The 24,487-nt window shown below is 47.8% G+C and carries 18 protein-coding genes; 7 read left to right on the top strand and 11 right to left on the bottom strand.

All coding sequences use genetic code 11. From position 1 onward, the window contains the following. Window positions 1–273 precede the first annotated feature (273 nt). The gene (locus BZG78_RS11885; protein ID WP_077661323.1) at window positions 274–1,008 is read left to right on the top strand and encodes a hypothetical protein; all 735 of its coding nucleotides are present in this window, start codon (window positions 274–276) and stop codon (window positions 1,006–1,008) included. 37 nt (window positions 1,009–1,045) lie between these two features. On the opposite strand, the gene BZG78_RS11880 is transcribed toward BZG78_RS11885, so the two are convergent. The 6 genes from BZG78_RS11880 to BZG78_RS11855 all read right to left on the bottom strand — a co-directional run bounded on the left by BZG78_RS11880 (window position 1,046) and on the right by BZG78_RS11855 (window position 9,896). Then, window positions 1,046–3,724, bottom strand: a complete 2,679-nt coding sequence (locus BZG78_RS11880) for an EAL domain-containing protein (protein WP_077661322.1) — start codon at window positions 3,722–3,724, stop codon at window positions 1,046–1,048. A 265-nt stretch (window positions 3,725–3,989) separates the two neighbouring features. Next, the gene (locus BZG78_RS11875; protein WP_077661321.1) at window positions 3,990–5,216 is read right to left on the bottom strand and encodes an OFA family MFS transporter; all 1,227 of its coding nucleotides are present in this window, start codon (window positions 5,214–5,216) and stop codon (window positions 3,990–3,992) included. A 131-nt stretch (window positions 5,217–5,347) separates the two neighbouring features. Further along, window positions 5,348–6,061, bottom strand: coding sequence for a LytTR family DNA-binding domain-containing protein (locus BZG78_RS11870; RefSeq protein ID WP_077661320.1), 714 nt, complete (start codon window positions 6,059–6,061; stop codon window positions 5,348–5,350). Continuing rightward, entirely contained in the window at window positions 6,025–7,695 is a 1,671-nt protein-coding gene (locus BZG78_RS11865) for a LytS/YhcK type 5TM receptor domain-containing protein (RefSeq protein WP_077661319.1), read from the bottom strand. The genes BZG78_RS11870 and BZG78_RS11865 overlap by 37 nt, the downstream gene beginning before the upstream one ends. Before the next feature lie 71 nt (window positions 7,696–7,766). After that, window positions 7,767–8,330: a PhnA domain-containing protein gene (locus tag BZG78_RS11860; RefSeq protein ID WP_077460788.1), complete on the bottom strand. Its 564-nt coding sequence runs from the start codon at window positions 8,328–8,330 to the stop codon at window positions 7,767–7,769. Window positions 8,331–8,504: 174 nt separating this feature from the next. Then, entirely contained in the window at window positions 8,505–9,896 is a 1,392-nt protein-coding gene (locus BZG78_RS11855; RefSeq protein WP_021023917.1) for an L-cystine transporter, read from the bottom strand. 370 nt (window positions 9,897–10,266) lie between these two features. On the opposite strand from BZG78_RS11855, the gene BZG78_RS11850 reads away from it, so the two are divergent. Continuing rightward, on the top strand, window positions 10,267–11,223 hold the full coding sequence (locus tag BZG78_RS11850; RefSeq protein ID WP_077661318.1) for an alpha/beta hydrolase: 957 nt from the start codon (window positions 10,267–10,269) through the stop codon (window positions 11,221–11,223). A 97-nt stretch (window positions 11,224–11,320) separates the two neighbouring features. On the opposite strand, the gene BZG78_RS11845 is transcribed toward BZG78_RS11850, so the two are convergent. Continuing rightward, window positions 11,321–12,673, bottom strand: a complete 1,353-nt coding sequence (locus BZG78_RS11845) for a TldD/PmbA family protein (protein WP_077661317.1) — start codon at window positions 12,671–12,673, stop codon at window positions 11,321–11,323. Then, complete coding sequence (locus BZG78_RS11840) at window positions 12,670–14,058, bottom strand: TldD/PmbA family protein (protein ID WP_077661316.1); 1,389 nt, start codon at window positions 14,056–14,058, stop codon at window positions 12,670–12,672. Before BZG78_RS11840 ends, BZG78_RS11845 begins: the two co-directional genes overlap by 4 nt. A 214-nt stretch (window positions 14,059–14,272) precedes the next feature. Between BZG78_RS11840 and BZG78_RS11835 the strand changes: the two genes are divergently transcribed. After that, window positions 14,273–15,250, top strand: coding sequence for a GTP-binding protein (locus tag BZG78_RS11835; protein WP_077661326.1), 978 nt, complete (start codon window positions 14,273–14,275; stop codon window positions 15,248–15,250). Between the two features lie 80 nt (window positions 15,251–15,330). Here the strand turns inward: BZG78_RS11835 and BZG78_RS11830 are convergent, their stop codons facing one another. Continuing rightward, window positions 15,331–16,479 (bottom strand): fatty acid desaturase, encoded by a 1,149-nt coding sequence (locus tag BZG78_RS11830; protein ID WP_077576955.1) that lies wholly within the window; start codon window positions 16,477–16,479, stop codon window positions 15,331–15,333. A 287-nt stretch (window positions 16,480–16,766) separates the two neighbouring features. On the opposite strand from BZG78_RS11830, the gene BZG78_RS11825 reads away from it, so the two are divergent. The 3 genes from BZG78_RS11825 (at window position 16,767) to BZG78_RS11815 (ending at window position 19,928) form a co-directional block, all read left to right on the top strand. After that, complete coding sequence (locus BZG78_RS11825) at window positions 16,767–18,353, top strand: hypothetical protein (protein WP_077661315.1); 1,587 nt, start codon at window positions 16,767–16,769, stop codon at window positions 18,351–18,353. 119 nt (window positions 18,354–18,472) lie between these two features. After that, complete coding sequence (locus BZG78_RS11820; protein WP_108743383.1) at window positions 18,473–19,474, top strand: response regulator; 1,002 nt, start codon at window positions 18,473–18,475, stop codon at window positions 19,472–19,474. Between the two features lie 4 nt (window positions 19,475–19,478). Continuing rightward, window positions 19,479–19,928 carry a PAS domain-containing protein gene (locus BZG78_RS11815; RefSeq protein ID WP_021023812.1) on the top strand — a complete coding sequence of 150 codons (450 nt, stop codon included), beginning with the start codon at window positions 19,479–19,481 and terminating at the stop codon, window positions 19,926–19,928. Between the two features lie 98 nt (window positions 19,929–20,026). On the opposite strand, the gene BZG78_RS11810 is transcribed toward BZG78_RS11815, so the two are convergent. Together BZG78_RS11810 and BZG78_RS11805 are read right to left on the bottom strand one after the other, a co-directional pair. Beyond that, complete coding sequence (locus BZG78_RS11810) at window positions 20,027–21,550, bottom strand: sensor domain-containing diguanylate cyclase (RefSeq protein WP_077661314.1); 1,524 nt, start codon at window positions 21,548–21,550, stop codon at window positions 20,027–20,029. A gap of 158 nt (window positions 21,551–21,708) precedes the next feature. After that, window positions 21,709–22,509 (bottom strand): M48 family metallopeptidase, encoded by an 801-nt coding sequence (locus BZG78_RS11805; RefSeq protein ID WP_077661313.1) that lies wholly within the window; start codon window positions 22,507–22,509, stop codon window positions 21,709–21,711. Between the two features lie 634 nt (window positions 22,510–23,143). Here BZG78_RS11805 and BZG78_RS11795 point away from each other — a divergent pair. Further along, on the top strand, window positions 23,144–24,358 hold the full coding sequence (locus tag BZG78_RS11795) for an RNA-guided endonuclease TnpB family protein (RefSeq protein ID WP_077661311.1): 1,215 nt from the start codon (window positions 23,144–23,146) through the stop codon (window positions 24,356–24,358). Window positions 24,359–24,487 lie beyond the last annotated feature (129 nt).

The raw sequence follows: 24,487 nt of genomic DNA, 5'->3' as shown, positions 1-24,487 counted from the left end.
GTACTCCAGCAGTCGAAACTTTTACTTTTCTTCTTTGGGAGAAAAAGACGCGGTTGTATCCTTGATTAAAAAAATTAGGAAAGATATCGAGTATGTGGAAATGACTAAAATGAATGACATGTTTAAACATCCAATCTTCATTCAGGACTAGTATATTTGGATACCAAAGAGAAACATTGTTTTTATAATGTCATGTTATCTATGGGTGATGCTCTATTCATATCAATGTATCTTGAAATTGCTGGGGCGAGCGGTTGAAGTAAGAGCTGAAAAATGAGTAATGGAGAAAACACAGAGCTCCTTGAGGAGCAGCTTTACGCTGCTCAGGTGATTTATTCTTGGGAGTCTATGGGTGCGGGTCTGAAACACGAAAATATGGTTAAATGGGGACTGTCGATATTTGCTGGAACATCATTTCTTTTGTTTCTTTGGTCAGTGCTCGAGAAGTTGACTGTCGACTCATTTGCTTTTTGGGTATTAAGTGGTTTTTTAACACTGATGGTTTTTGCATCAAGATACTTGTTTCTACCCGATAAACATCGCTGTTATCAATTAACCAGTCTCGGTATTCATTACACAGAAAAAGATATGATCCCTGATGTTGCTTATCAGGTAGTGCGTGGTTTTGCGTGGGTGGGCATCGTGGTCTGTATTATTGCCGTGTTTGTGCTCGGTCCTCTTGCGTTTATTGGAGCAGGTGGTTTTGCGCTGATGTCGTTTGGGATGACAAACTTTCGTCCTTCTATTGATAACCACTATATATTGATTTCTGAGCGTACGGTTGTGTTTGATTTAGAGAATGATGGTGTATTTTCATTCGCCATCCCCGAGAAAGGTGCGTATGCTTACTATGGTGATATATTCACCAATACTCTCGACCAAAAGCAAGAACTACTTGCTACATTACGTTCACTCTTCCCTAGTATCGAGTTCGTAAAGATAAAAAGGCTGAAAGATCAGTATAAACACCCTGTTTATCAGCAAGAAGAAGAGAAAGCGGCCGAGTAGTATAGCTTTTATATAGGGTTTACTCTCGCTCTTACAATTAACCATTTTCACCAAAGGTGTTTAATGCCTGCTCTGCACTCATTGGTTTAAAGTGGTAGAACCCTTGAATTTCATCGACACGCCAGACGTTGAGAATGCGCAATTGAGACGCGGTTTCGACGCCTTCGGCAACGGTGGTCATGCCCAGCTCTTGAGCCATGTTGATGATGCTGCGGACTAAGGTTTTGGCCTTTTCATTGGTTTCAATTTCGCTCATATACGATTTATCCAATTTGACGATATCGAGCGGGAAATTACATAGCGAGCTAAACGATGAATAGCCGGTACCGAAGTCATCTAAGGCTAGCTGGACGCCTAACGCTTTGAGGGCATGCATCCGTTCAATTGTCTCCTGGTCGGCACCGAGTAGAATACTTTCGGTAACTTCCAGCACCAGCTGTCCTGGCGAAAGTTGATACTGCTTAATGAGTCGCTGCAAGTTATTAATCAGCGCACTTGCGCCAAAGTGAGGACTAGAGAGGTTGACATGAATGGTGAGACGGTGCTGCGATTTTTTACTCCAATACCTTTGTATGGTTTGTAAAAATGCGCAGGCTTTTTCTAACACCAGTTCGTCGAGCTCAATAATTAATTTGTGTTTTTCGGCCAACGGAATAAAAACCCCTGGCGATATCATCCCCAAATCGGGGTGATGCCAACGCGCCAATGCTTCAAAACCGATCACTTGATTCGATGTCGCGTTAACGATGGGCTGGAAGAAAGCGGTAAACTCTTCGTTTTTCAGTGCAGTGATCAGGTTTCGATTAATTGTTAATGTCTCATTGGCAACTTGCACAATCTCTTCATCAACAATCGTCACATTGTGCTTGGGTACCAACTGTTGCTCTATCGCGTAGAAACCACAGTGGACGAGGGGTTCAAAATGGGTAAACGCGAACTCAGGCCCTATCATTGCGGCGTTAAGGCCGATATCAAAGTCTGCAGTCGTCTCAGCTAGATGACTCGCACTGACTTTTAGCACGGTATTCGCGCGAGGAATAAATTGCTCCTCCTCTATTTGATCAGTAAAAACGATAAACTCATTTTCGCTTAGCCTACCGATTTCCGCTTGCGGGAACTGTTGCTTCAAAGCATCAGCGATGTGCTTTACCGCATTGTCATAGGCTTGATGCCCATATATCTCGTAAATTTCACGAAGACGTGTGGCAATTATGTAGAGGGTGATAATGGCCTTTTTGTCCGTAAGCGCTTGATTTAAGGCTTTAGTTGTCGAGGGCCGATTAAGTAAACCAGACAGGGTGTCATGGTGTGATAGTGTTTCTATTAAAGCGGCTTGTCGTTTTTGCTGGCTAATATCTTTCACCGCCAGCATCACAGTTTGAGACGTCTGATTGTCTAGCCGCATCGCTTCTACATTGCAAGAGATAGTTTGCCCAGTGACACTGCGTAGGTTAGTTTCAAAGTGAGTAACATCCTGCTCGTCTTGTTGTTGGAAGGCATTCAGATCAGACAGTGTGCCATCTTTGTTATTTAATAGGATATCGAGTGGGGCATCGATAAGCTGTGTGCGTTGATGACCAAGCAAATTAAGTAGTGCCTGATTCACGTCGACAATCTGGTTATTTTCTAAAAGTATCATGCCTAGGTGCTGGCTATGGTACAGCGCTTCAAATTTAGACAGTGTTTCTTTAAGTTGTTGTTCGGCGTAAGAAGACGTGCTCGCCATTGCCTCGATTTGTTCAGTAATGCGGGTAAACATATCTTTGGGCGCTGTGATAGGAGCTGTGTCACCGAGCAGAGCGTTCACATTTTTCTCAAAAGAGATAAATTGTCTAGCAATATTGTGTCGATAAAGCAGATAAACCACGAAAGCGATAAATGAGGTCATCGCCAGTAAAGCTAAGATAAGATATTGAAATACTTGCTTTCCCTTTTGATAGTAGTGGCGAGATTCGGTGGTTTCTAAGGCCGCAATGGGGCGGTTGCTCAAATCATATAAGGGGGTATAGCGGGTTATCTTATTGTCAGTACGAACAATGCGTTCAACGCTCCCTTCTCCTGTTGTATCCCCCTTGTTAACGAGACGGTTGTTGCCCGCTAATATGTTATCGTAAGCGGAGGGAAAGCGACCCGTCAGCGTTTGCCCCCAAACCATCCAGCCGACGACCGGTGCAGTGCCCGCACTGTCTCGGACTGGGTTGACACTGATCACCCATATGCGGCCTCTAAGCTGGAGTAAACCAGCGAAAGGAGCCAGCTCTTTATCAGGAATGGGTTGATGAATATGTGCTGTGACGGCAGGGGAGCGATATATTGCATCAATCATCGACTTGTTGCCTGCATCTTCCAGTACTTTTGCTTCGACTACCTCACCACTTAAGTCGGCAAACCCCATCATATCTAAACTGAGTGCGAGTAATGTCTCGTCGCTTAGATTCCTCTGCGCATAGCGATTATTACCTGTTGTGAGTAGCGTGTAAGTATCATCCCAATAGGCCCAATCAATTGCATATTCAACTTGATTATCGATGACACGCTGAATCACCGCTTTGGCTTGCTGATTTGCGCGCGTGATTTCTATGTCTTCTAAGTGGTCAATACCGAAGAGGAAAAAATAGCGAGTCAATAAAAGGCTACTGAAAATAATGGCAAGTAACCCTAGGATAAAAATAAGTGCTGCTTTGCTGTGAAGCGTAACAAATCGCGTCCGTGTCATGTAACACCTAGCAAGAAAAGAGGAAGGCCCGACGCCGAGGCTTTAAATTAGGCGAGTACATCACAACAATCAATAGTATTGTTAATGTATTGAGATGTTATTCAGTATTTAGGGATAGACTTATCAACAAGCGCCGATATTACGGGGTTTACAGTGTAAACTGGACCACTTTATGTGACGCTGTCACATTTTATTTTGGTGTGTCGATTACAAACAAGAGCCCCTCGTATTATTGCTAAGACGAGGGGAAAGTGTATAACAATGCTTAGCTGGTCGATGACTCCAACTGCCAATGATGCTTAATCTTCTCTTGATTGTGCTTGGGCGAGTGAATAGTGAATGCAATACACAAGGATATAGTGATCATTACCAGCATCACACTAAACGCGGCAACAAAACCGCCAAATAGCGCCGCAATGACAGAGCCCATAAAGCTACCGACACCAAAGCCCAGGTACATAAAACCATAGTTTTGGCTGAGGTGGTTCATGCCAAAATAGTCGCTCATCAAGGTGGGGAATACGGTAATTGCTCCGCCAAAACTGAACGCGACACAAGCAACCGATAAATAGAAGCTGTATTGGTCCAGTGGCATAAAGCGGAGCATACCCACGCCTGCCGCGCAGACGAGGAGTGCCAAGCCAACCACTTTGCTGCGCGCCATGCGATCAGACAACACCCCCAGTACCAGACGGCCGCCTAGATTTGCCAGTGCGATAATGGCAACCGCTTCCGCAGCGGTGGCAGCATCAAGGTAGACATAAAGTTCACCCACATCTTTAGCGACGCCAATGACATAAAGCCCACTCATACAAATCGTGACAAATACCGTGGCAAGTAACCAAAATTGCGGGGTTTTAAAACATTGAGAAAGGGTGTAATCAGCAGGCGCATCGGCCTCAGATGCGTTTGTGGTGGCTTTTTGCTGTGGCGCATCGTGCATCAGTGCGCCGCCAATCACGACCATCACACAGGCCAGAACCGCCCACATTTGAAAACTTAGTGCTGCGCCGCCTGCGGCTAAAAAGTATAGATTGATGTATTTAAAACCTAAGCTGCCTAACCCATAAGCGCCAATGGCACAGGCTGAGGCAAGCCCTTTGTTTTTGGGAAAAAAGCGTACGCAATTGGAGAGCGTCATGAGGTAGCCAGTACCATCTGCTAAACCAATCAGAAGGCCGGCGGTAAGGTAAAGTAGCCATAGTTGGCTGACCACCGAGGTTAGCGCGAGACTGGCGCCAAGCAGTATGCCTGCGCCAATTGTCACGCTGCGGACACCGAATCGTGCTTGTAGATGGCCCGACACGGAAGAAGCCAGAGCCAATGCCAGTGTCATAATGCCAAAGGTGAAGGCCACTTGACTGACCGGCTCGTCAAGCTGGGCTGCAAGGGGAGCATTAAACAGGCTCCACGTATATACAGAGCCAAGTGCAAACTGGGCCAATACGGTGCCGATAAGGGTTTTGATGCCGGGGGATAAACGTGCGTTCATGGTAACGCTCCAGGATTTTATCTATTGAGAACACCCCCAAGATACGACCCTGAATCCCCACATCAAGAGTAGGTGAAAAAGATAAAATGAGCTGCAGTTAGCGGGCATGAACTGCAGCGAGATGGCATGAATTACAATTGCATCCGTTCGCGAAACGCTTTCAGATTACCGCGACTGACCAACACAGGATCAGAAATGCCGGGGAGGAAAACGTGATAGGTGCTGTTTAAGCCTGGTTCAATTTCGGTGATTTTATCTAAGTTGATGCAATAAGAGCGATGGCAACGAAAAAAATTAGCCGGCAATTGCGTCATCAATTCACTGATAGTGTAAGGCACATAGAACTCACCGTCGGGTGTGTACACCAAGGTGGTCTTTTCGTTGGCAGCGGCATAAAGAATGTCGGCGGTATCGGTAATGCGGATCCGATTATCACGCATCAAATGCAAGGTATGGCGTTGCTCTGTCAGGGTATCGGTAGGTGCAGCCGCGAGAGCAAGCTTATTGAGTACGCCTTTCACCCGTGTTTCGTTAAGCGGCTTAAGCAGGTAGTCGAACGCTTCAAGCTCAAAAGCATCTGCGGCATGCTCTTTGTAAGCGGTGGTAAAAATCACAAAGGGCGGGCGCGCATCGGCATGTAAACTCCGCGCGAGTAACATGCCCTCAATCGAGGGGATATTGATATCTAAGAACAGCACGTCCACTGGATGGGTCTGCAGGTATTTTAGCGCCGCAAGCCCATCATCAAAGCTTTCGATGATCTCAAGATCACTATGCTTTTCAACTAAGTAGCGTAGCTCTTCTTGCGCTAAGTATTCGTCTTCGACAATGACAGCGCGAAGCATGAAGGCTCCTTATGGTTAATCACAAATGATACACGTGTGCCGGGATTGCGTGGCTCAACAGTTAAGCCTTGTCCATAGAGCATGATTAAACGCTGATGCACATTCATCAATCCAATATGATGACTGTCGATGGTGCCATGATAAAGTTGCTCGACAATATTAGGATCGATGCCGATCCCGGTATCTGTGATGCTAATCTCCGTTCCTTGCGCAATTTCGCGCACCGCAATGATGACATCACAAGGACGACGAGAAGGTTGAAAACCATGGCGAATCGCATTTTCAACCAGCGGCTGTATCAGCAAGGGCGCAATATTGGTGTCGGTCGTTTCAATATCAAAGCGGATCGTAAGTTTGTCACCAAAACGTGCTTGCTCAATAGCGACATAATCTTTGACTTGCTTAATGGCATCACTAATGGGGATCAGATCCTGCGTGCGCTCTAAATTGTAACGCATAAAGTCGGCCAAATTGGCAATCAAGCCACGGGCGTCATCCGGACGTAAGCGGATCAAGCTGGAGATCGCATTGAGGGCGTTAAACAAAAAATGAGGGTTAATTTTACTTTGTAAGGCAGAAAATTCAGCCTTACTCGCCATTTCTTTGAGGTTTTGTATCCGCGCAACTTCCATTTGGGTCGAAATCAATTGTGATAAACCAATCGCCATTTCCTGCATGGGGCGACGAATACGATGGGGCTGGCGATAAAAAACCTTTAAGGTTCCCGTGACCACGCCATTTTCCCATAGCGGAATGATCAACAAAGAGCGAAAATCATGCACATTGAGATCATTGCTGATAATTTGTTCACCGGTTCTTACCGCTTGCTGAGTAAGGCGGCTAATTTGGTGATGGGCATCAATGTATTGCTCCTCACCAATGCCAACATACGCCAAAACATCGGCGGTATCGGTAATAGCCACGGCATCGGCACCGGTGTCTTTACGAATAATACTGCACGCTTTGGTCAAACCTCGCGCCTCTCCGCGTCGAAAATACGGTAGAGTGCGGTTGGCAATATCTAACGCTTGCTTAGCCTGCTGGGCGGCTAAATGTTCTTTTTCATCATCGATGTACTGCACCAGTTGGATGATCAGGCCAATACAGACGGTACCTGCAATCATCGGGAAGCTAATGGTGGCAACAATGTGTTGGGCGAGCGTTTGATCGCGGGCAAGCAAAAGGATAAGTAGCATGGTCAGCGATTCGCAGAGCATACCCGCCAAAATGCCGTAGCGTGCATAATGCTGTTTATCTGCGCGATAATGAATCAGTGCCGACAGGCACCCAGCAATAATACTGGCGATCAAACAGGCTTGTGAGGTTGGCCCATCAATATCGATAAGATAGCGGTGAACGCCCGAGACGACGCCGGCAGTCACGCCAACCCAAGGACCAAACAAAATACCGCCGGCGATAATGGCGATGATGCGTACATTTACCAGCGACCCATCGACATTCACTCCCGTGTAGGTACTGAACAAGGCAAACAATACAAACAAAGCGGCAATGAGCGCTGTTTCCATTGGATGGCGCTGGGTCTTCTGTACGATGGTTTGGATCAGATGGGTGCGAGTGAGCCAAAATAAGGCCATGAGTAATAAGGCGGCACGTTCAAATACCGCCAACAGCATCAATAACTGGTCGTTATACGCTAACAAAAGAAAAGACCGTGTTTAAATAAAGGGCGACTGTATGCTGCCAATTACTTGCGGCGGCAGAACTCAGCGATCACAAACAACGTTTGGCCGTTAACTTTACCCTGCACATGGGTGGGGTCATCGGTCAGGTTAATGCCACGGATCACGGTACCTTGTTTGATTACCTGGCTTGAGCCTTTCACTGGCAAATCTTTAATCACGGTCACGTCGTCGCCTTTTTGCAGCGCCACACCATTTGCATCCAGCACTTTAACTTCTTCGATATCTTGACCGGTTTCCGCCCATTTACGCACATCATCTTCCATATACATCATGTCGAGATTATCTTGCGCCCAGCTTTCACTCGAAAGGCGAGAAAGCTGGCGATAAGCGACGACTTGCACGGCCGGCTCTTGGCTCCACATGCTGTCACTCAGGCAACGCCAGTGGTTCACATCCATATTGTCAGGATTACTTAGCTGGTCATGACAGGTGCCGCAAACCAATACGCAGCTGTTCGCGGTAGTATCTGGTGAGTACGGGACGTCATACACAGATAAGTTGTCTTGGCGGGTACAAAGTTCACATTGGCCGCCGCTGCGTGCCTGAAGTGTTTGTTCAATACTCATAAATGTCTCGTGTAGGGCAGATCGAGCCTGCGTTAACAATGCGGCAGAGTGTAATCGCTGACATAAATTCTTACAAGTTATAAGGGATTAAGTCAGCGAATTGATGGATGATTATAGACACAAAAATGCCACGCCAATGCGGCGTAGCATTTTATAAACGATGGCACCGCGGCATTAAGCGTTTGCAGTGTCCTGTTTCACCACTTCGTGGTGCTCGAAGATAGTCTTATCTTGTCCACCGGTTAAGCGTGAGGTGAGCGTGCCAGCAGTCATTGAGCCGCTAACGTTAATCGCGGTGCGGCCCATATCGATTAACGGTTCAATTGAGATTAACAGACCCGCAAGTGCGACCGGCATATCCAGTGCCGAGAGTACAATCAGCGCGGCAAACGTTGCCCCGCCACCGACGCCAGCAATACCGAAAGAGCTCACCGTTACGATGGCAACCAAGGTCGCGATAAAGCCAGGATCGAGCGGATTAATGCCAATGGTTGGTGCAATCATCACCGCCAACATGGCAGGGTATAGCCCTGCACAGCCGTTTTGCCCCATGGTCGCACCGAAAGAGGCAGAGAAATTGGCACTGGCCGGATCGTTCCCCAAGTTCTTCATTTGAGAATCAATGTTTAGCGGAATAGTCGCGGCACTAGAGCGCGATGTGAAGGCAAACGTCAGTACCGGGAGTATCTTTTTCAAGTATTGAGCTGGGCTCATTCCTACTAGGCCGATTAAGATCAAATGCATCACCAAAATCGCGCCTAGGCCAACGTATGAAGCGACAACGAAGTTTGCCAGTTGCAGGATTTCACTGACATTTGATCCGGCAATGACTTTTGTCATGAGTGCCAAGACACCGTATGGCGTTAAACCGATAATCATGCGCACCAGAGTACGTACAAGCGCCTGAGCAACATCCATAAAGCGTTCAAAGCGCTCACCCAGTTCAGGCTGTGTGCGTGAAAGCGTTACTCCGGCAATTCCTACAAGCGCAGAGAAAATCACCACAGCAATCGTAGACGTTGGACGGCTTCCTGCTAAATCTGCGAACGGATTTTGTGGGAAGAAAGAGATCACCATATCAGCCAGTGACAGGTTTTCAACGGTACCTAGGCGTTCTTCAAGTGCAGCCCCGCGAGCCATTTCTTGCGCACCTTGCACGATATCTTGCGCAGACAATCCAAATAGACTGCTGACGAACACGCCAATGAGTGCCGATGCTGCGGTCGTTGCCAGCAAAATCCCAATATTTAAGCTAGAGACTTTACCCAGTGAACCCGAGTCTTTCACCTTTAAGATGGCACCAATAATTGACACGGTAATCAACGGCATGATGATCATTTTTAACAAGCTCACGTAGCCTGAGCCGACGATATTGATATAGTCAATGGTTTCGCGTGTAACCGTGCCGTCAGCACCATATAACGCTTGCAGCGCAGCACCGAATGCCACCCCTAAGCCTAAGCCAGTAAAGACTCGCGTTGATAGGGATTTTTGTTGCTTGTGCAACTTCACAAGCACTGCCAGTAACAGCGCAAAAGCGATCAGATTTAAAAGGATAACTGTCATAGTTGGCGTTCCCACCTAGAGAATTATAATAATTTCAGCGTTAGATCCCGTGGATGTCGTTAAGGGATCGATATTGGTTCGCATCTTATGCCGACGGGTGCACATAATGAAGACATATGTCACATTACGGCTAGATAAAAAAAGCACTTATTAAAACTAAAAAGAATATGGAACAGTTATTGCACAATTTGCGGTGGTATATCGCGCAATGGCGACGACAAGTTATTCCGGCTGTTTTAAAACAAGCGTTCGTTCTAGGAATACACCTAAGGTTCCGGTAAGGTAAGGCCGCGCGTGTTGACTCACCCTCACCGTGTTTATTTTTGGACGCATACCAGGAGTGATGTGTTATTGATTTGAAGGATTCACAATGAGCAGAAAAATCTACTTCTCGACCCCAGGCCGGTTTAGTGCAAAACGTACGTTGATAGGCGCGGTTAGCCGTTGTCATCATCGACTTGCCCCCAGTCATGCAAGGAAGATTGCCCGCAAGCTCTTTCTTACCCCCACGCGCAGTCCAGCGGTGAACGCGGCCCCGAATGGCTTAGAGCGGTTTACTGCGCAGAGTCAACAAGGCGAGCTACAGATGTACAGCGTTGGCGCGGGCCCGACCTGGTTACTGACACATGGATGGTCTGGTTCGGCGAGCCAATTTTTTCCTTTAATGGCGCATATTGCCTCGTTGGGTTTTCGCGCTGTGGCGTTTGATCATCCGGCCCATGGTGAAAGTGGGGGGCACGAAAGCCATATTCCAGGGTTTGTGCAGGCAATCAACGATGTTTTGGATCAAGTAGACAACGTTTCTGGTGTCGTCGCCCACAGTATGGGTGCGGCGGCCGTCCTCGAGAGCCAACATCCGCAATTAGATGACTTACCATTACTCTTGGTCGCGCCTGTGTTGAATTATCGTGAGAATCTGTATGCAACGGTGCGTCAGTCCGGATATTCACTCAAGCTGTTTGATGAAATTGTACAAGAAGTGGGGGAGCAGCATGGTTATCCGATCGAAACCATCGACCCCTTGACTAAACTCGGCGCGCGTCGTCATCAGGTGGTCATTGCGCATGACAGAAGCGATCGTTTTGCCTCGTTCAGCGTGACTGAAAAAGCAAACGACTATCAACATGTCTGCTTGCTGCCTACTGATGGGCTAGGGCATGGGCGGATTTTAAAAAGCGACGTGACTTTACAAGCGTTTACTGATCTTGCGGCTAAGACGGATCCAGCGGTACACAGTGTTGAGAGCGCAACGTCAAGTAGCGATATCGCAGCGCGGAAAAAAAACTGGCAGACAACTGAAACCAGCGCGTCAGCCATGGATGTGTAAGCCTCCGGCAAGTAATCTAAAAAAGGCACCGAGGTCTGCGGTGCCATATGGGTCTATAATATGTGGCTTATAAAAAAACGTATTACTCGCCAGCTATCTATTCGCCAGCTATCGACAAACGGGCAAACCGTATCCGAGGGGCGAAGAAGGCGCCATCGTAATTAGGCGTGACTGTGTTGCCAATCGCATCAATCTCATTGAGCATGGTATAGAAATTACCTGCCACTGTGATACCACGCACGGGGCGAACACGTTTACCGTCACGGCACAAGAAGCCACTGGCTCCAAACGAGAAGTCGCCACTGATAGCATTCGCGCCAGAATGCACCCCTTGCAGCGAAACTAGTTCGAGATACTCGCCTCCATGCACTTCGGCACCACTTTGTTTGCCGGCGCCAATGAGGTCGTGACGTGAAGTGACATCTAAGCCGCCTTTCGGGCTGCGGCCGGCGTTGGTAGTGTGACGGACGCCAAAATGATGGGCCGTAGCGCTATTATGTAACAACCCAACCAATATGCCATTTTCAATCAGCGGCGTGTCGGTTGTAGCAAAGCCCTCGCTGTCAAAGGCTTTGCTGCGCATCCCGCCATCGATACGTGCGATATCGGTAATGGTCAGGGCTGGATCGGCAATCGGTTTTCCGATTTTTTCGCGCCATGGATTGGTACCCCGTTTGGCCGCATCCCCCGAAAAACAACTGCCAAATGCGCCCAGCAATTCGCTTAAACAATTATGTTCAAACACTACCGCATATTGACCGGTTTTGACTGGCCCACCCTCTAACAATGCATCAGCCGTGTCATAGGCTAAGCGGGTTGCATATGCTTGGTCGAGATCGGCAAAGCGGCGTGACACTGACGCCCCCAAATGCATCGATTGCTTGCCGTCGTGATTGAGCAGTGCTGCCGTGTAGCAGCTAAAACTCCGTTCGCGATGATAGCAGCGTGTGCCCAGGGTATTAGCCAGCAGCTGATACTGGGTTTGCTCACCGTAGCCATTGTAGGGCGCACCCGTTGCCCGTGGTTGATTGACCACGTCTTGCTCCATCGCGAGTGCCAATGCAATCTTATCTTCAATCGGCGTATTATCTGCTTGAAACAAAGTGGGATCTTGGCTATCGATCTGCTGCCCTTCGGCGCGAATTTTCTGGTCAGGGTCGGCTTTGGTAAAGCTCGCATTCGTTAGCGCGGCGTTGACCATGCTGGCAAGGCTGTCGCTATCTAGCGATTCGGAATAACTGGTGGCAACTTGGTCACCTTTGATCACACGTACGCCGATCACTTGGCCCGCGGTGACTTTGTGCTCGGACAGATCGCCTTGATCCGCCTTCAATGACAAACTTTCACTGGCGTTGGCAATGACGTCTGCGTGGGCCCCTTTTGCCTGAACGAGTGTTAATACCTGATCGACGGCATCGCTTAGGGTTGTTTTCACGTTTTGCTCACTCATGCGTTACCGCCTCCTACTAGGATGTTGTCGACTTTAAGTGCGGGCTGACCCACAGTCGTCGGTACGGCACCACTCACAGAGCCACACATACCCGCGGCGAGGGCGAGATCCTTACCAACCATGCTAATTTCTTTAAGTACTTTCGGACCGGTGCTGATTAACGTTGCGGACTTGAGTGGTGCGGTGATTTGGCCATCTTCTACCAAATAGGCTTCTTGCACCGCGAAGTTAAACTCGCCGGTGCCGGGCTGTACTGAACCACCACCCATTTTTTTAGCATAAATGCCGCGCTCCATGGAGCCAATCATCTTCTCAAGATCATCATTACCCGGCTCGATAAAGGTGTTCCGCATCCGCGAGGTCGGCGCGAACTTGTAAGACTCACGACGGCCTGAGCCGGTGCGTGCATAACCGGTTTTCAGGCTGCCCATATGATCGACCATAAACGAGGTGAGCTTACCGTCTTTGATAAGCTGGGTATGCTGAGTCTCCATACCTTCATCATCGATGTTAATTGAGCCCCATGCGTTGGCTAAGGTGCCATCATCGACGGCGCTAACCACTGGGCTAGCAATCATCTCACCCATTTGATCATGAAACACCGAGGCTTGTTTGGCTACCGAGGTGGTTTCTAGTAAATGGCCACAGGCTTCGTGGAAAATGACCCCACCGAATCCATTTCCAATGACCACGGGCATTTCACCAGAAGGACAGGTTTGGGCGCCGAGTTTGGTTAATGCTTGACGCGCAACGCGTTCGCCCATCGCCACGGGATCAATATCGTGATGAAATTCCCAGCCAGTGAGTGCGCCAGGGGCATCAAAGCCGGTCGATTGCTCTTTTCCATCGGTGGCAACCGCGGTTGCAGCAATCCGAGTGTAATGACGTGTATCGCTAACGTGCAACCCGCGAGAGTTAAAGATCTCAATCTGTTGTTCACGTTGGCCGACGCGACCAATAATTTGTGTGATTTTTTCACTTTCGGCGCGTATACGTTGGTCTACGTGGCGTAAAAAATCGACTTTATCTGCCACATGCTGGTCACGAGATAGAGGTTCAGACACAGGATGTTTGTCATTTAAATGCGACAAATTAAGGGGGCCAGCAGCGGCAATTTGGTCACGCTTATCACGCGCGCAAAGTAAACTGGTCACTTTTTTAAGCTGTTCTTCATCGCGACTATTGGTATAGCCATAAAGGACCTTATGACCGAAAAACAAACGGATACCAATTCCAAAATCAATCCCTGAACTGACTCTATCCACCTCACCAGACAATAACTCGACGTTGCCCGAGTGGTGGTGCTCGACAAAGAGCTCGGCGAAATCTGCGCCCATAAACATGGCGTGATCAATCACCGATTTTGCCGTTGATGGATTCAGCATACTTCCTCCTAAGAAGTGTGTTAGCGAATCTTTTATTCTACCAAGCTTTTATCAGCAATGATCACCACGTTCAGTGAGTGCATGATATTTCATCACTTTCTGTGTAATTGACTGGATGGGAAATGGGGCTTTTCAGTGCATGATTACCAATAGGCGACGACTTTTTCGTGATCCGTTACACTACGTCGATGCAGATAACGAGCAGGATAAAGCAATGAGTCACGTAGCAGCCAACATCATCACTGGCTTTCTTGGAGTGGGCAAAACGACTGCCATTCGTCATTTGCTGGCGAATAAACCTGAGCAAGCGCGCTGGGCGGTATTGGTCAATGAGTTTGGTGAAGTGGGTGTCGATGGTGCGATCCTCTCTGAGCAAGGTGCCCTGGTGAAGGAGGTGCCGGGGGGGTGCATGTGCTGTGTCGCTGGGTTGCCTATGACGGTAGGCTTGAATACGCTATTAGCGCAAAAGCCGGATCGAATTTTAATTGAGCCGACAGGGCTGGGTCATCCTAAGGATATTATCGGTAAGCTTACCCAGCCGCCTTTCGATACCCATTTGTCGCTACACGCGACGATGACCTTGGTGGACCCGCGTTGCATTGACGATGTGCGTTATCGTGAAAATCAGAATTTTCACGATCAAATCGCGTTAGCGGATGTGGTGGTCGCCAACAAGCTCGATCAGTGTACTGAAGGGCAAATCGCAACGTTTTATGATTATGTCGCGGCGTTTGATGGCAAGAAAAGCTTGGTGACTGGCGTTGAACACGGCGCGCTCGAGACGGCATGGCTTTCGCTACCTCGGCAAGATCGCAAAGCGCATTATCACCATCATCACAGCAATGCTGAGCCGATGACCACGCTTGCGTTGGGTCCAGATGACATTTTTACCCGCAAAGAAAATCAGGGGCAGGGCTATGTCAGTTGTGGTTGGTTATTTGCCGCGCACTGTTGTTTTCCCTTTGATGCCTTGTATGGGTTATTTAGCAATCTCAATGCTCAGCGAATCAAGGCGGTGGTGAACACCGAAGAGGGATTTTTTGCGTTTAACGTTGCCAATCAGGTTGTCACCGTCACACCCATGTCGATTGAAACGGCAGAGTCACGGATTGAGGTGATTGATATCCAACCCTTACCGTGGGGTGAGTTAGAAACCATCTTGCTTTCGTTTCTCGAGCCGCCGGCCGAATAAATCACGCCGTTATAGAAAATGACAATAAAACCGGTCAGTATCACTGACCGATTTTTATCGACGTTGACGATGGCGTTGGGTTAGCTGGCGTATTTCGCTGTGAGTACTTGCCAGCTGCGTTTTTGTTGATGAAAACGCAGTTTCAAATCTTGATATTGCTGACTTAACTCGGCCTTTTCTACTTTTTCGCGGAATTTATCGCGTTCAAGTGCCAGTAATTGTTTTTTGAGCGTGTAGTAATCAGCCATCTTCGCCACCAAGGTATCGTATTCTTGTTGTAGAATTTGCAAGCGATGCGCGGCATTGGGCTTATTGCTTAGCTTTTGCGTTGCACGCTGAAGCTGCATTGTCGCCCGTGCTTTTTCTATCTTTTCTTCCGGCGTAACACGCAGCTTTTCAGCCAACCCAAGCCAAGAGGCCGTTTTAATTAACCACTTCGTTGGATCAAATTGCCACCAGCGAATGCCGTTGCGGTAATCATTCTCAAAGATGTGATGGAAATTATGGTACCCCTCACCAAAGGTCATAAAGGCTAAAACACCATTATCGCGGGCTGTATTCTTCTCGGTGTACGGTTGACTTCCCCATACGTGGGCCAAGGAGTTAATGAAAAACGTTGTATGGTGGCTGAGCACTAATCGTGTGAAGCCGACCAGTAAAATGGCCCCCCACACATCGCCGTGAATCACGCCAAACGCGATAGGAAAACCAAAGTTGGTTGCCAGTGTCAGGGCCAAGTAGTGCTTGTGCTGCCACATCACGATCTTGTCTTTTTGCAAGTCACGACAATTGCTGTAATCACCATAACGGTCGGGATGATATTCACGTAACATCCAGCCTAGGTGCGAGAACCAAAAGCCGCGTTTCGCCGAGTAAGGGTCGACATCGTTGTCATCTACGTGACGATGGTGAATACGGTGATCGGATGACCAATGAAGGGCACTGTTTTGGAGTGCAAACGCGCCCCCAATGGCAAAAATAAACCGCAGGACCGGATGGGCTTGATAAGTTTTGTGGGCCCATAAGCGGTGATAGCCTGCCGTTATCGACAGCCCACAAAAACTAAAGGCGACAATCAGTGCGGTGATCTGCATCCAATCGAAACCATGGTGCCAAGCCCAAAGCGGGGTGCCAATGACTGCGATGAAAAACGTGAGCGTAAATACGCTGATATTTAGCCAAATCAAACGTGGTTTTTGTGGCGGTGAGGTTGTCGTTTTGGTTTCCATAACTCTTATCTTTATTTAAGCGTACACTTGTACGCCAGAATAGATGGGGGTCATCAATTGGTCAAGGCCTCGTCATCCCCTTTGTGCGCAAAATTGTTTCTGGGTTTGTCATCGAAAGATTAATGATTGAAATGGCTATACTTAGGTAAACATGGGAAAGCGTTGGGAGGATGCCATAGCCTATTCGCTCGTTGGCGTTGTTGGTTTGACGCCTTTTTGATTTTTATAGTTTTGAGGATGTGTGCCGATATGTATACGTGTTCCTTATTCACGAAAGGTTAGGAAGTATGATGTCCTATCCGGCCATACCGCACTTTGTGAAGGCGATGGGCCACCGTGTGGTGAGTTACATCTTGAATGTCACAGAGGCCGAAGGCCGCTTAATTTTAATGCAGAAACTCGGACTAAGCCGGATCCAGCGAGACACGCTGAACCAGTATATCGAGCTGTGCCGTCAGCTACGGGTATCCGCGGTTGACCAGGGAGAAAGTGAACAATCTTTTTTTTATCGCCTCCCCCATGTGATGCAAAATGGTCGTCATGTCTTTAATGTGTGGCGGGCACAACAAGGGGGAGAGCTCGCCACGCGGATCACCACCGCCGACCCCTTGACCAGTGCATTTTGCCAACTGGCCGGTGAGTTGTATCCCTTGTTTCTGATTAAGGCGGGACAACGCCCGCACCTTTTTTATCGGGGAGCAGGTTACCTGACCGCAGCTATTGAGCAATTCCCTATTAGTAAGTTGGTGCAAAAGCGGATGGCGGCCGATCCTGCCTTATCAAGATTATTCACCACCACTGGCAAAGAGCCACAACAAACGTGTGGTGACTATAAAGATGCCACCGGACATCGCGGCATGGTGAGTTTAGCCAGTCTCCCTGTCTCCATTTTGGTCAATAGTTATGACTTAATGCGGATACGTGGCGTGGTCAGTGCTGACCGTTTCGTGACTACCGTCCAAGAGATGTTAGACATGGCACGCAGCCTTGCCGATGGTGAGGTCGCGCATATTCCCATGTTTGTAGGATTTCGTAATGCGGCGCTCACGAATTTGGCCGAACTCGATACCAAATGGGGCAGTGTACGGCGCTACACCCCGGGTATTGCTGAATATGTCTTACAAGCGGCGGGGCTAATGGCGAAGCGCCGGAATAATGGCTTTATGTTAGAGTCTGGCTACGCATTTGCGATCAACTTTGGCGACTTTCTTGAAGACGATGATTGGCCCGAGGAGGTTCTGGATGCTGAGGGCGAGCAGCAAACTACCGAGCTGAATATCATTTTATGCATGGCGCTTTGTTATCTTGGCCAACATAAGGCATTTGTCGCGCCAGAGTGGGTGTGGCGTATTGATCTCTTTTCATTGGACAACCGACGACAAGATTTTAGCACCGTAGCGGAAACCAGCGATCCTGTGGCAATTGGTGATGAAGACTTAGTGGATATTGAGCGTTGGAGCATGCTGGTGGATGATACCGATTCCAGCGGGATTCGATTGGCCATGTCTCGCCTCTATGCGGCAGCAAAAAAACCGGTCACACAAGATGCCTTGATGGATGTGATTATTGCGTTACGCAATATATTTGCTGCCAGTGAAGACATTGTCCCGATAAAAGCGGCGCTGACGCATATTATCGAGCAAGAGACGGACCTTGCTATGATTGATCAGCTTGCCGAGGATTGGCGTGCCTTGTTAACTGGGGAGTTTGATGACGATCCTGAGACCATCCGTGAAAAAGTCTATCAATGCGTCCAGCTGTGTTTAACCTGTTTACGTCATTTCTACGTGCATGCCCCGATGCTGATGACTCGCCCCGACCGGCTGAGCTATCTGTGCGAACACGATGTCACGCAATCAAACGTGAATCCTTAGCGACCTCAAATAATCTCAGTGATTTTTACGGGTTCGACCTCATACCTGGCGAACTTGGTTTATGCTTACAGTGATCACGCTGCCATACTCTCAGCTAAGAAGTCGAAAAGGAGAGGCTTTTGACCAAACAAATATTGATCACCGATGATTCTGCCCTGGCGCGCAAACAGCTATCTCGAACCTTGCCTCAAGACCTCGATGCTGACGTGCACTTTGCTGAAAACGGTAAAGTGGCACTCGAGGTGCTCAACAGTCAGCCGATTGACATCATGTTTCTAGACTTGACCATGCCAGAATTAGACGGTTATCAAACGTTAGAGGCTATGCAAAAAGCGGGCATGACCACTCCGGTTGTGGTGGTGTCGGGTGATATCCAGCCATTAGCACAGCAGCAAGTGTTGGAGCGAGGCGCGAAAGACTTTGTTAAAAAGCCGATTAGTCGCGAGCGGGTCGATGCGTTAATCAAAGCCTATTTGCCTAATACATCCACTTTAGATACTCAGCGTGCGCAAACGTCGCACGAAAAACTGAGCCGTCGTGATATTTATATGGAAGTCGTGAACATTGCCATGGGCCAGGCGGCGGATAAACTCGCCCGGCACTGCGGTGTGTTTGTCCATATGCCTTTGCCGCAAGTGAATGTGTTTGAGGTGACTGAATTAACCATGACGATTCGCCATCTGGCCCAGTCCAACACCATGAATGGGGTGTGCCAAGGCTTTAGTGGTGAAGGGATCGCTGGTGAAGCGCTGATGTTGATCAGTGACTCGAGTATTACTGAAATGATCCAACTGCTCGACTACCCAGACGACGGATCGGTGGATAATGAATTAGAGCTCCTTGTGGATGTGAGCAACATTTTAATCAGCGCTTTTCTCCGCGGACTGGGCGATCAGGCGGCGTTAGAGTTTTCGCAAAGCTATCCGGCCTTACTTGGACAACATGCTGACGTTGACCAATTGATCTCGGCGATGAAGGGTTCATGGAAGCGAACAGTGACCATCGAGGTCAGTTATCAGATTGATGGTACTCAAATAAAATGCGATCTTCTATTGCTGTTGTTGGACGAATCACTACCGCTACTGGATGCCAAGTTAGCGTACCTGATGGATGAGGAGTAATGGAATGAGCACACAAGATTTTGATCAATTCCATTGGATGCTAGATATGGTGCAGCATATCGATATGGGATTAATCGTACTCGATCGCGATTTTCACATCCAAATGTGGAACGGATTTATGATCCACCATAGCGGCAAACATGCGAAAGATGTACAAGGTCGTTCGCTGTTCGACGTGTTTCCCGAGATCAATGCGTCCTGGTTTCGCGCCAAGTCTCAGCCGGTTTTCGAATTACGGTGTCGCAGTTTCATTGTTTGGCAACAGCGACCTTATTTGTTTCGCTGCCGTCATGTGCGCCCGATTACCGGACAATTACCGTTTATGTACCAAAATATCACCATGCATCCGATGGCCAATACGCGTGGTGAAGTGAATCATATGTTTATTTCGATTCAAGATGTGACCAATGAGGCATTAGCGAGTCAAAGCCCTAAAGCTATAGCGTCATCATAGAGTAAGTACTGCGCGTCATCATAGCGAAATTACTGGTTGCGACTCGATTTTTTAGATAAGGCTTATTTTTGTTTTTGAGGTGGAGCGAGCTTTTAAGGTCAAATCGTGTCTCGTTTGGGATCACAGTACGCAAAAATGCCGCCGTTTAATGTCCTTTTTGCATAATACATGGCGGCGTCCGAGCAACTTAATAACGACTCAAACGATTCACCATGTTCAGGGTAACAGGCAATACCTATGCTCGCTGAGAGTGTGACTTCTTGATTGTTATTGACATGAAAGGGCTGGCTTAAACCGGCAATTATTTTTTCAGCCACGCGCCCCGCGTCATCTGGATGGCTGGTGTATTCGAGCAATACGGCAAATTCATCGCCACCAAGGCGAGCAAGCGTATCAGAATTGCGAATACTACTACTCATGCGTTTTGTGGTTTCCACGAGTACGCTGTCACCTGCGTCATGGCCGTAGGTATCGTTAATTGCTTTAAAGCCGTCTAAATCAATAAAAAGTAAAGAAAAGTGCGCACCTTGCTGCCGAGCTTGGACCAGTGCTTGGTCGGCGCGTTGTTTGAATGCCATTCGATTGAGGGCACCTGTTAAGGTATCTGTATGGGCCATGTGTTCAAACTGCAGGTACAAACGCTTGGTTTCGTTAATATCCTGGTGTGTACCAACCATCCGGACTGGATTATGGCTCCGATCCCACTCCATCACCTTGCCTTTCGATAATATCCAGACCCAGAAACCCTCTTTATGCAGCATTCTGAACTCACATTCATAGTTTGGCGTTAAGTCACCAAAGGCTGAATGTATTTTCTCTTGAGCATGGACATAGTCTTCGCTGTGACAGAGTGACTTCCATGTTTCTATCGTGATCGGAGAAAGCGCTTTTTGGCTGTATCCGATGATTTCGGCCCAGCGATCATTCACTACCAGCTGACCACTCGGGACGTGCCACTCCCACGTGCCTACATGTGTACCACGGATAATTTCATCGAGACGACCACGTTCAAGTTGTAACTCATATTCGGTGCGGCGTTTTTTGCGTAACACCAGCCACATCGTGGTCAATATCACACCGAGAAAGATAATAACCAGTGAAGTCGCAATCAGTTGGTGGTCTGTGCGTTTTTCAAGCTGTTGAGTTTGTTCATCAACCATGTGCTCTAGACGATTTTGGTAATGCCACAAGGATTCTTGTGTGGCGCGAAATTCACTGATGTCGGTGACGATAGAAAAAAGCACTGGACTGCCGCGATAAGAAACCGGAACCGATGAGACTTTAACGGTACGGGTTGAGCCATCGGCTAACTGGTGACGGAACACAAAATAACGACGTTTTTCTAATGCTGCCAGCTTTCGTTCTTCTGCAACCGATTGAGGGGATAAATCGTTAATCTCTGTGATGTTCATTTGCGCCAGCGTATCACGCGAATACCCATAAAATTCGCTGGCAGCTGTGTTAGCAGCAAGAATATCGCCTTTATCAGGATCGATTAGCATCATGACCAGTGCATGTTTTTCAAACATCTGATCAAATAAATCTGCATGGGGTTGTGACGTTGCTAACGTAAACGGCGCCCATAGCATGCAAATCAAAAAGATGAAAGACTGCTTAATCACACAGAATCACTACCCACTAAAACCTAGGCTAAGCGTAACACAAAGGTTAATGATTTGTGTGACAAGGGTAGGGGTTACTGTGCTTCATCGATTATCAGTCACGATAGATAGTGCCTTTGTGAGTGAATTCACTTTGTTAACACAATGTTTGCATATGATTAGTTTGTACGCGGGCGTTGGCACTGGGCTGTCATACGGTGAGGGACGTTAGGCAAGCGAGACACACCTGACTCGAGTGCTTTTATGCGAGTGTTGGGAGACGGATGCGTCGAGAGCAGTTCGGGTGGCGCGCCATCAGACGCTTTGGCCATATTGCGCCATAGGTCGACACTGGCACTTGGATTGAAACCGGCTTGATGCATCAGCTGTAGGCCAATTTTATCCGATTCTGATTCTTGCGCGCGGTTATAGGGCAGCAAAATACCGACTTGCACGCCAAGTCCTAAACCGGCCATTGCCATGGCGGCATGAGGGCTATCTGATAGAGACATACCGGTAACTGTTAGGCCCAGTGCGGCAAGTTGAGAGCGAGAAAGACGTTCATTACTATGATCGGCTAACACATGACCAATTTCATGACCAATGACCGCCGCTAATTGATCGGGCGTCTCTGCGACATTGAGTAGGCCAGTATAGACGCCTACTTTACCGCCTGGTAAAGCAAACGCATTCACTTGCGCACTGTCGAACACCACCACTTCCCATTCGGAAAAATTTGATTGAGGCGGAACCACTTTTAAAATCGCTTGAGTCACGCACTGTACGTACGCATTCACGGCTTTGTCCTGACTGATTGGCTGGAATTGCTTCATTTCCTCAAATGAACGCTGGCCTAGGTCAGCCATTTGATTGCCAGAAAAGAGCAAAAGCTGATTCCGGCCTGTGGGTGAATTTGAGCAGGCTGTAAGTGCGAGAATGAAGCAGATAGACAGAATGACTGTGTGGGCCGTGCGTCGCATGATTGTTTCCTGTATCGTTTTACCTAACATGGCGTGACCAAAGCATGCCGTGAACGGCGCTCAGTTAGTACAGGTAATGTACTGTCTTATCGCCCCGGCGTCTACCCAATAGCGCCTAGTGCTCCATCTAAATCTAATGAGCCAAAGCGAGTTAATTTAGGTGGTGGTGAAAGGCGCACCACCACGAAGTAGTGGCTTTAATCAAACCCTTCCTGCTGTTCCAAATATTGTTTAACGATTTCTAATGGCGCACCTCCGCAACTAACCAGACAATAACTTCTGCTGTAAAAAACTGGCTTCCAGTAAAACTTACCCAAGTGTTCAGAAAACTCCTTTCTCACAAGTCTTGATGTGGCAGTTTTTAAACTGTTCACCATTTTACTTGGTTGTATTTTGGGGTTCGCAGAAATTAAAAGGTGTAGGTGGTCTGGTTCACCGTTGCACTCCAAAAGCTCACAATCCCAAGTTTCCAACAACCTTCTATACTGAAGCTCTAAGTACGCGGTAACCTCTGGCGTAATACAGCGACGACGGCATTTAGTTACAAGAACTAAATGGTAGTGAATGTTATATACGCTGTGATATAGAGTGTTCAAGACTTGTTTTTTCATAACAACTAAATATAATCGGTTGTATGAAAAAAGCAATCCGTAAAGTCACATTCAAATTAAAACCATCTGCTTCTCAAGAAGAATCGCTGATGGATTTGTTTGTACATCATCACCAGTTGTACAACTGGGCTTTACGTGATCGCATCGAAACATACCGTGATTCTAATTACGGACTTAACTTTTCAGAGCAATGCAAAATCAACACACTGTGGCGCAACAATCGCAAAGCGCATGGCATTTTCAATGCCAACGCTCAGAGCGAGCAGGTCACTTTAAAGCGTGTTGCACTGGCTTTTGACGGATTTTTTCGTCGATTGAAGAAAGGTGATAAGAAAGCTGGGTTTCCACGTTTTAAACCGTTCCAGCGCTTTAAAGGTTGGGGCTATAAGGCACATGGTGACGGTTGGAAACTTCACCTAAAAGAGAAAAAACATGGCGCAGTTTATCTGGCTAATGTCGGCATCGTTAAGATCCGAGGCAAAGCCAGAAACGCTGGCGGTAAGCCAAAAACTGCCGAGATCATTCGCAAGAATGATGAGTGGTTTATCTCGGTTTCTATGGAATACGATTCCATTGAAAGACAATGTGGCACTAAAGCCATTGGTTTAGATTGGGGTGTTTCTCACTATTTTTCGACTATTGATCAAGATGGTCATTTTGAGCAAGTCGAGAATGCGCGCTATCTCAGGAATAGCAAAGAGCAACTAGCGTCTTTGCAACGTGATTTGGCTTTGGCTAAAAAAGGAACTCGCGCCCACCGCAAACTAAAGCATCAAATTGCCAAACTGCACCAAAAAATCGCCCGTCAAAGGCTCGATTTTACTCACAAAGAAACTGCAAAATTAGTTGAAGTGGCGGCATTGATCGCCACTGAAAAACTTACCGTTAAGAACATGACTCGCAGTGCCAAAGGCACAGCCGAGAAAAACGGGAAAATGGTAAAACAAAAAGCTGGACTAAATCGGGAAATCCTGAACACAGCGCCAGCCATGACTCTTAATTTGCTGCAATACAAAGCGGCAGAAGCTGGTAGCGAATTTGTTGAAGTACCAACAAAGCAAGTTAAGCCAAGTCAAACCTGTCCAGACTGCGGAGCTAAGAAGAAAAAGACCTTAGCTGAACGGTGGCACTCATGCGAATGTGGCTGTGAGAAGCCCCGTGATGTAGCCAGTGCGCAAGTTAATTTAAACTGGGCGTTAGGTATTCAGGCTGGGAACCAGCCTAAAAAGGCGGCTTAGGCTTTCTTTTTGAAACTCCTTCAAAACGCGCAGCGTTTAGTGGGAGTTGTTCATGGTGCTGCTTTCTTCGTGTTGCGCTAGTCGACGTTGATCATCAGGGCAACCGTTAGCGGTTATTGAATGAATAAT

The sequence above is a fragment of the Salinivibrio sp. MA351 genome, from assembly GCF_001996065.1.
Classification (GTDB): Bacteria; Pseudomonadota; Gammaproteobacteria; order Enterobacterales; family Vibrionaceae; genus Salinivibrio; species Salinivibrio costicola.
The sequence above is the reverse complement of the archived record's forward strand: the minus strand, read 5'-3'. Positions and strand labels throughout refer to the sequence as shown.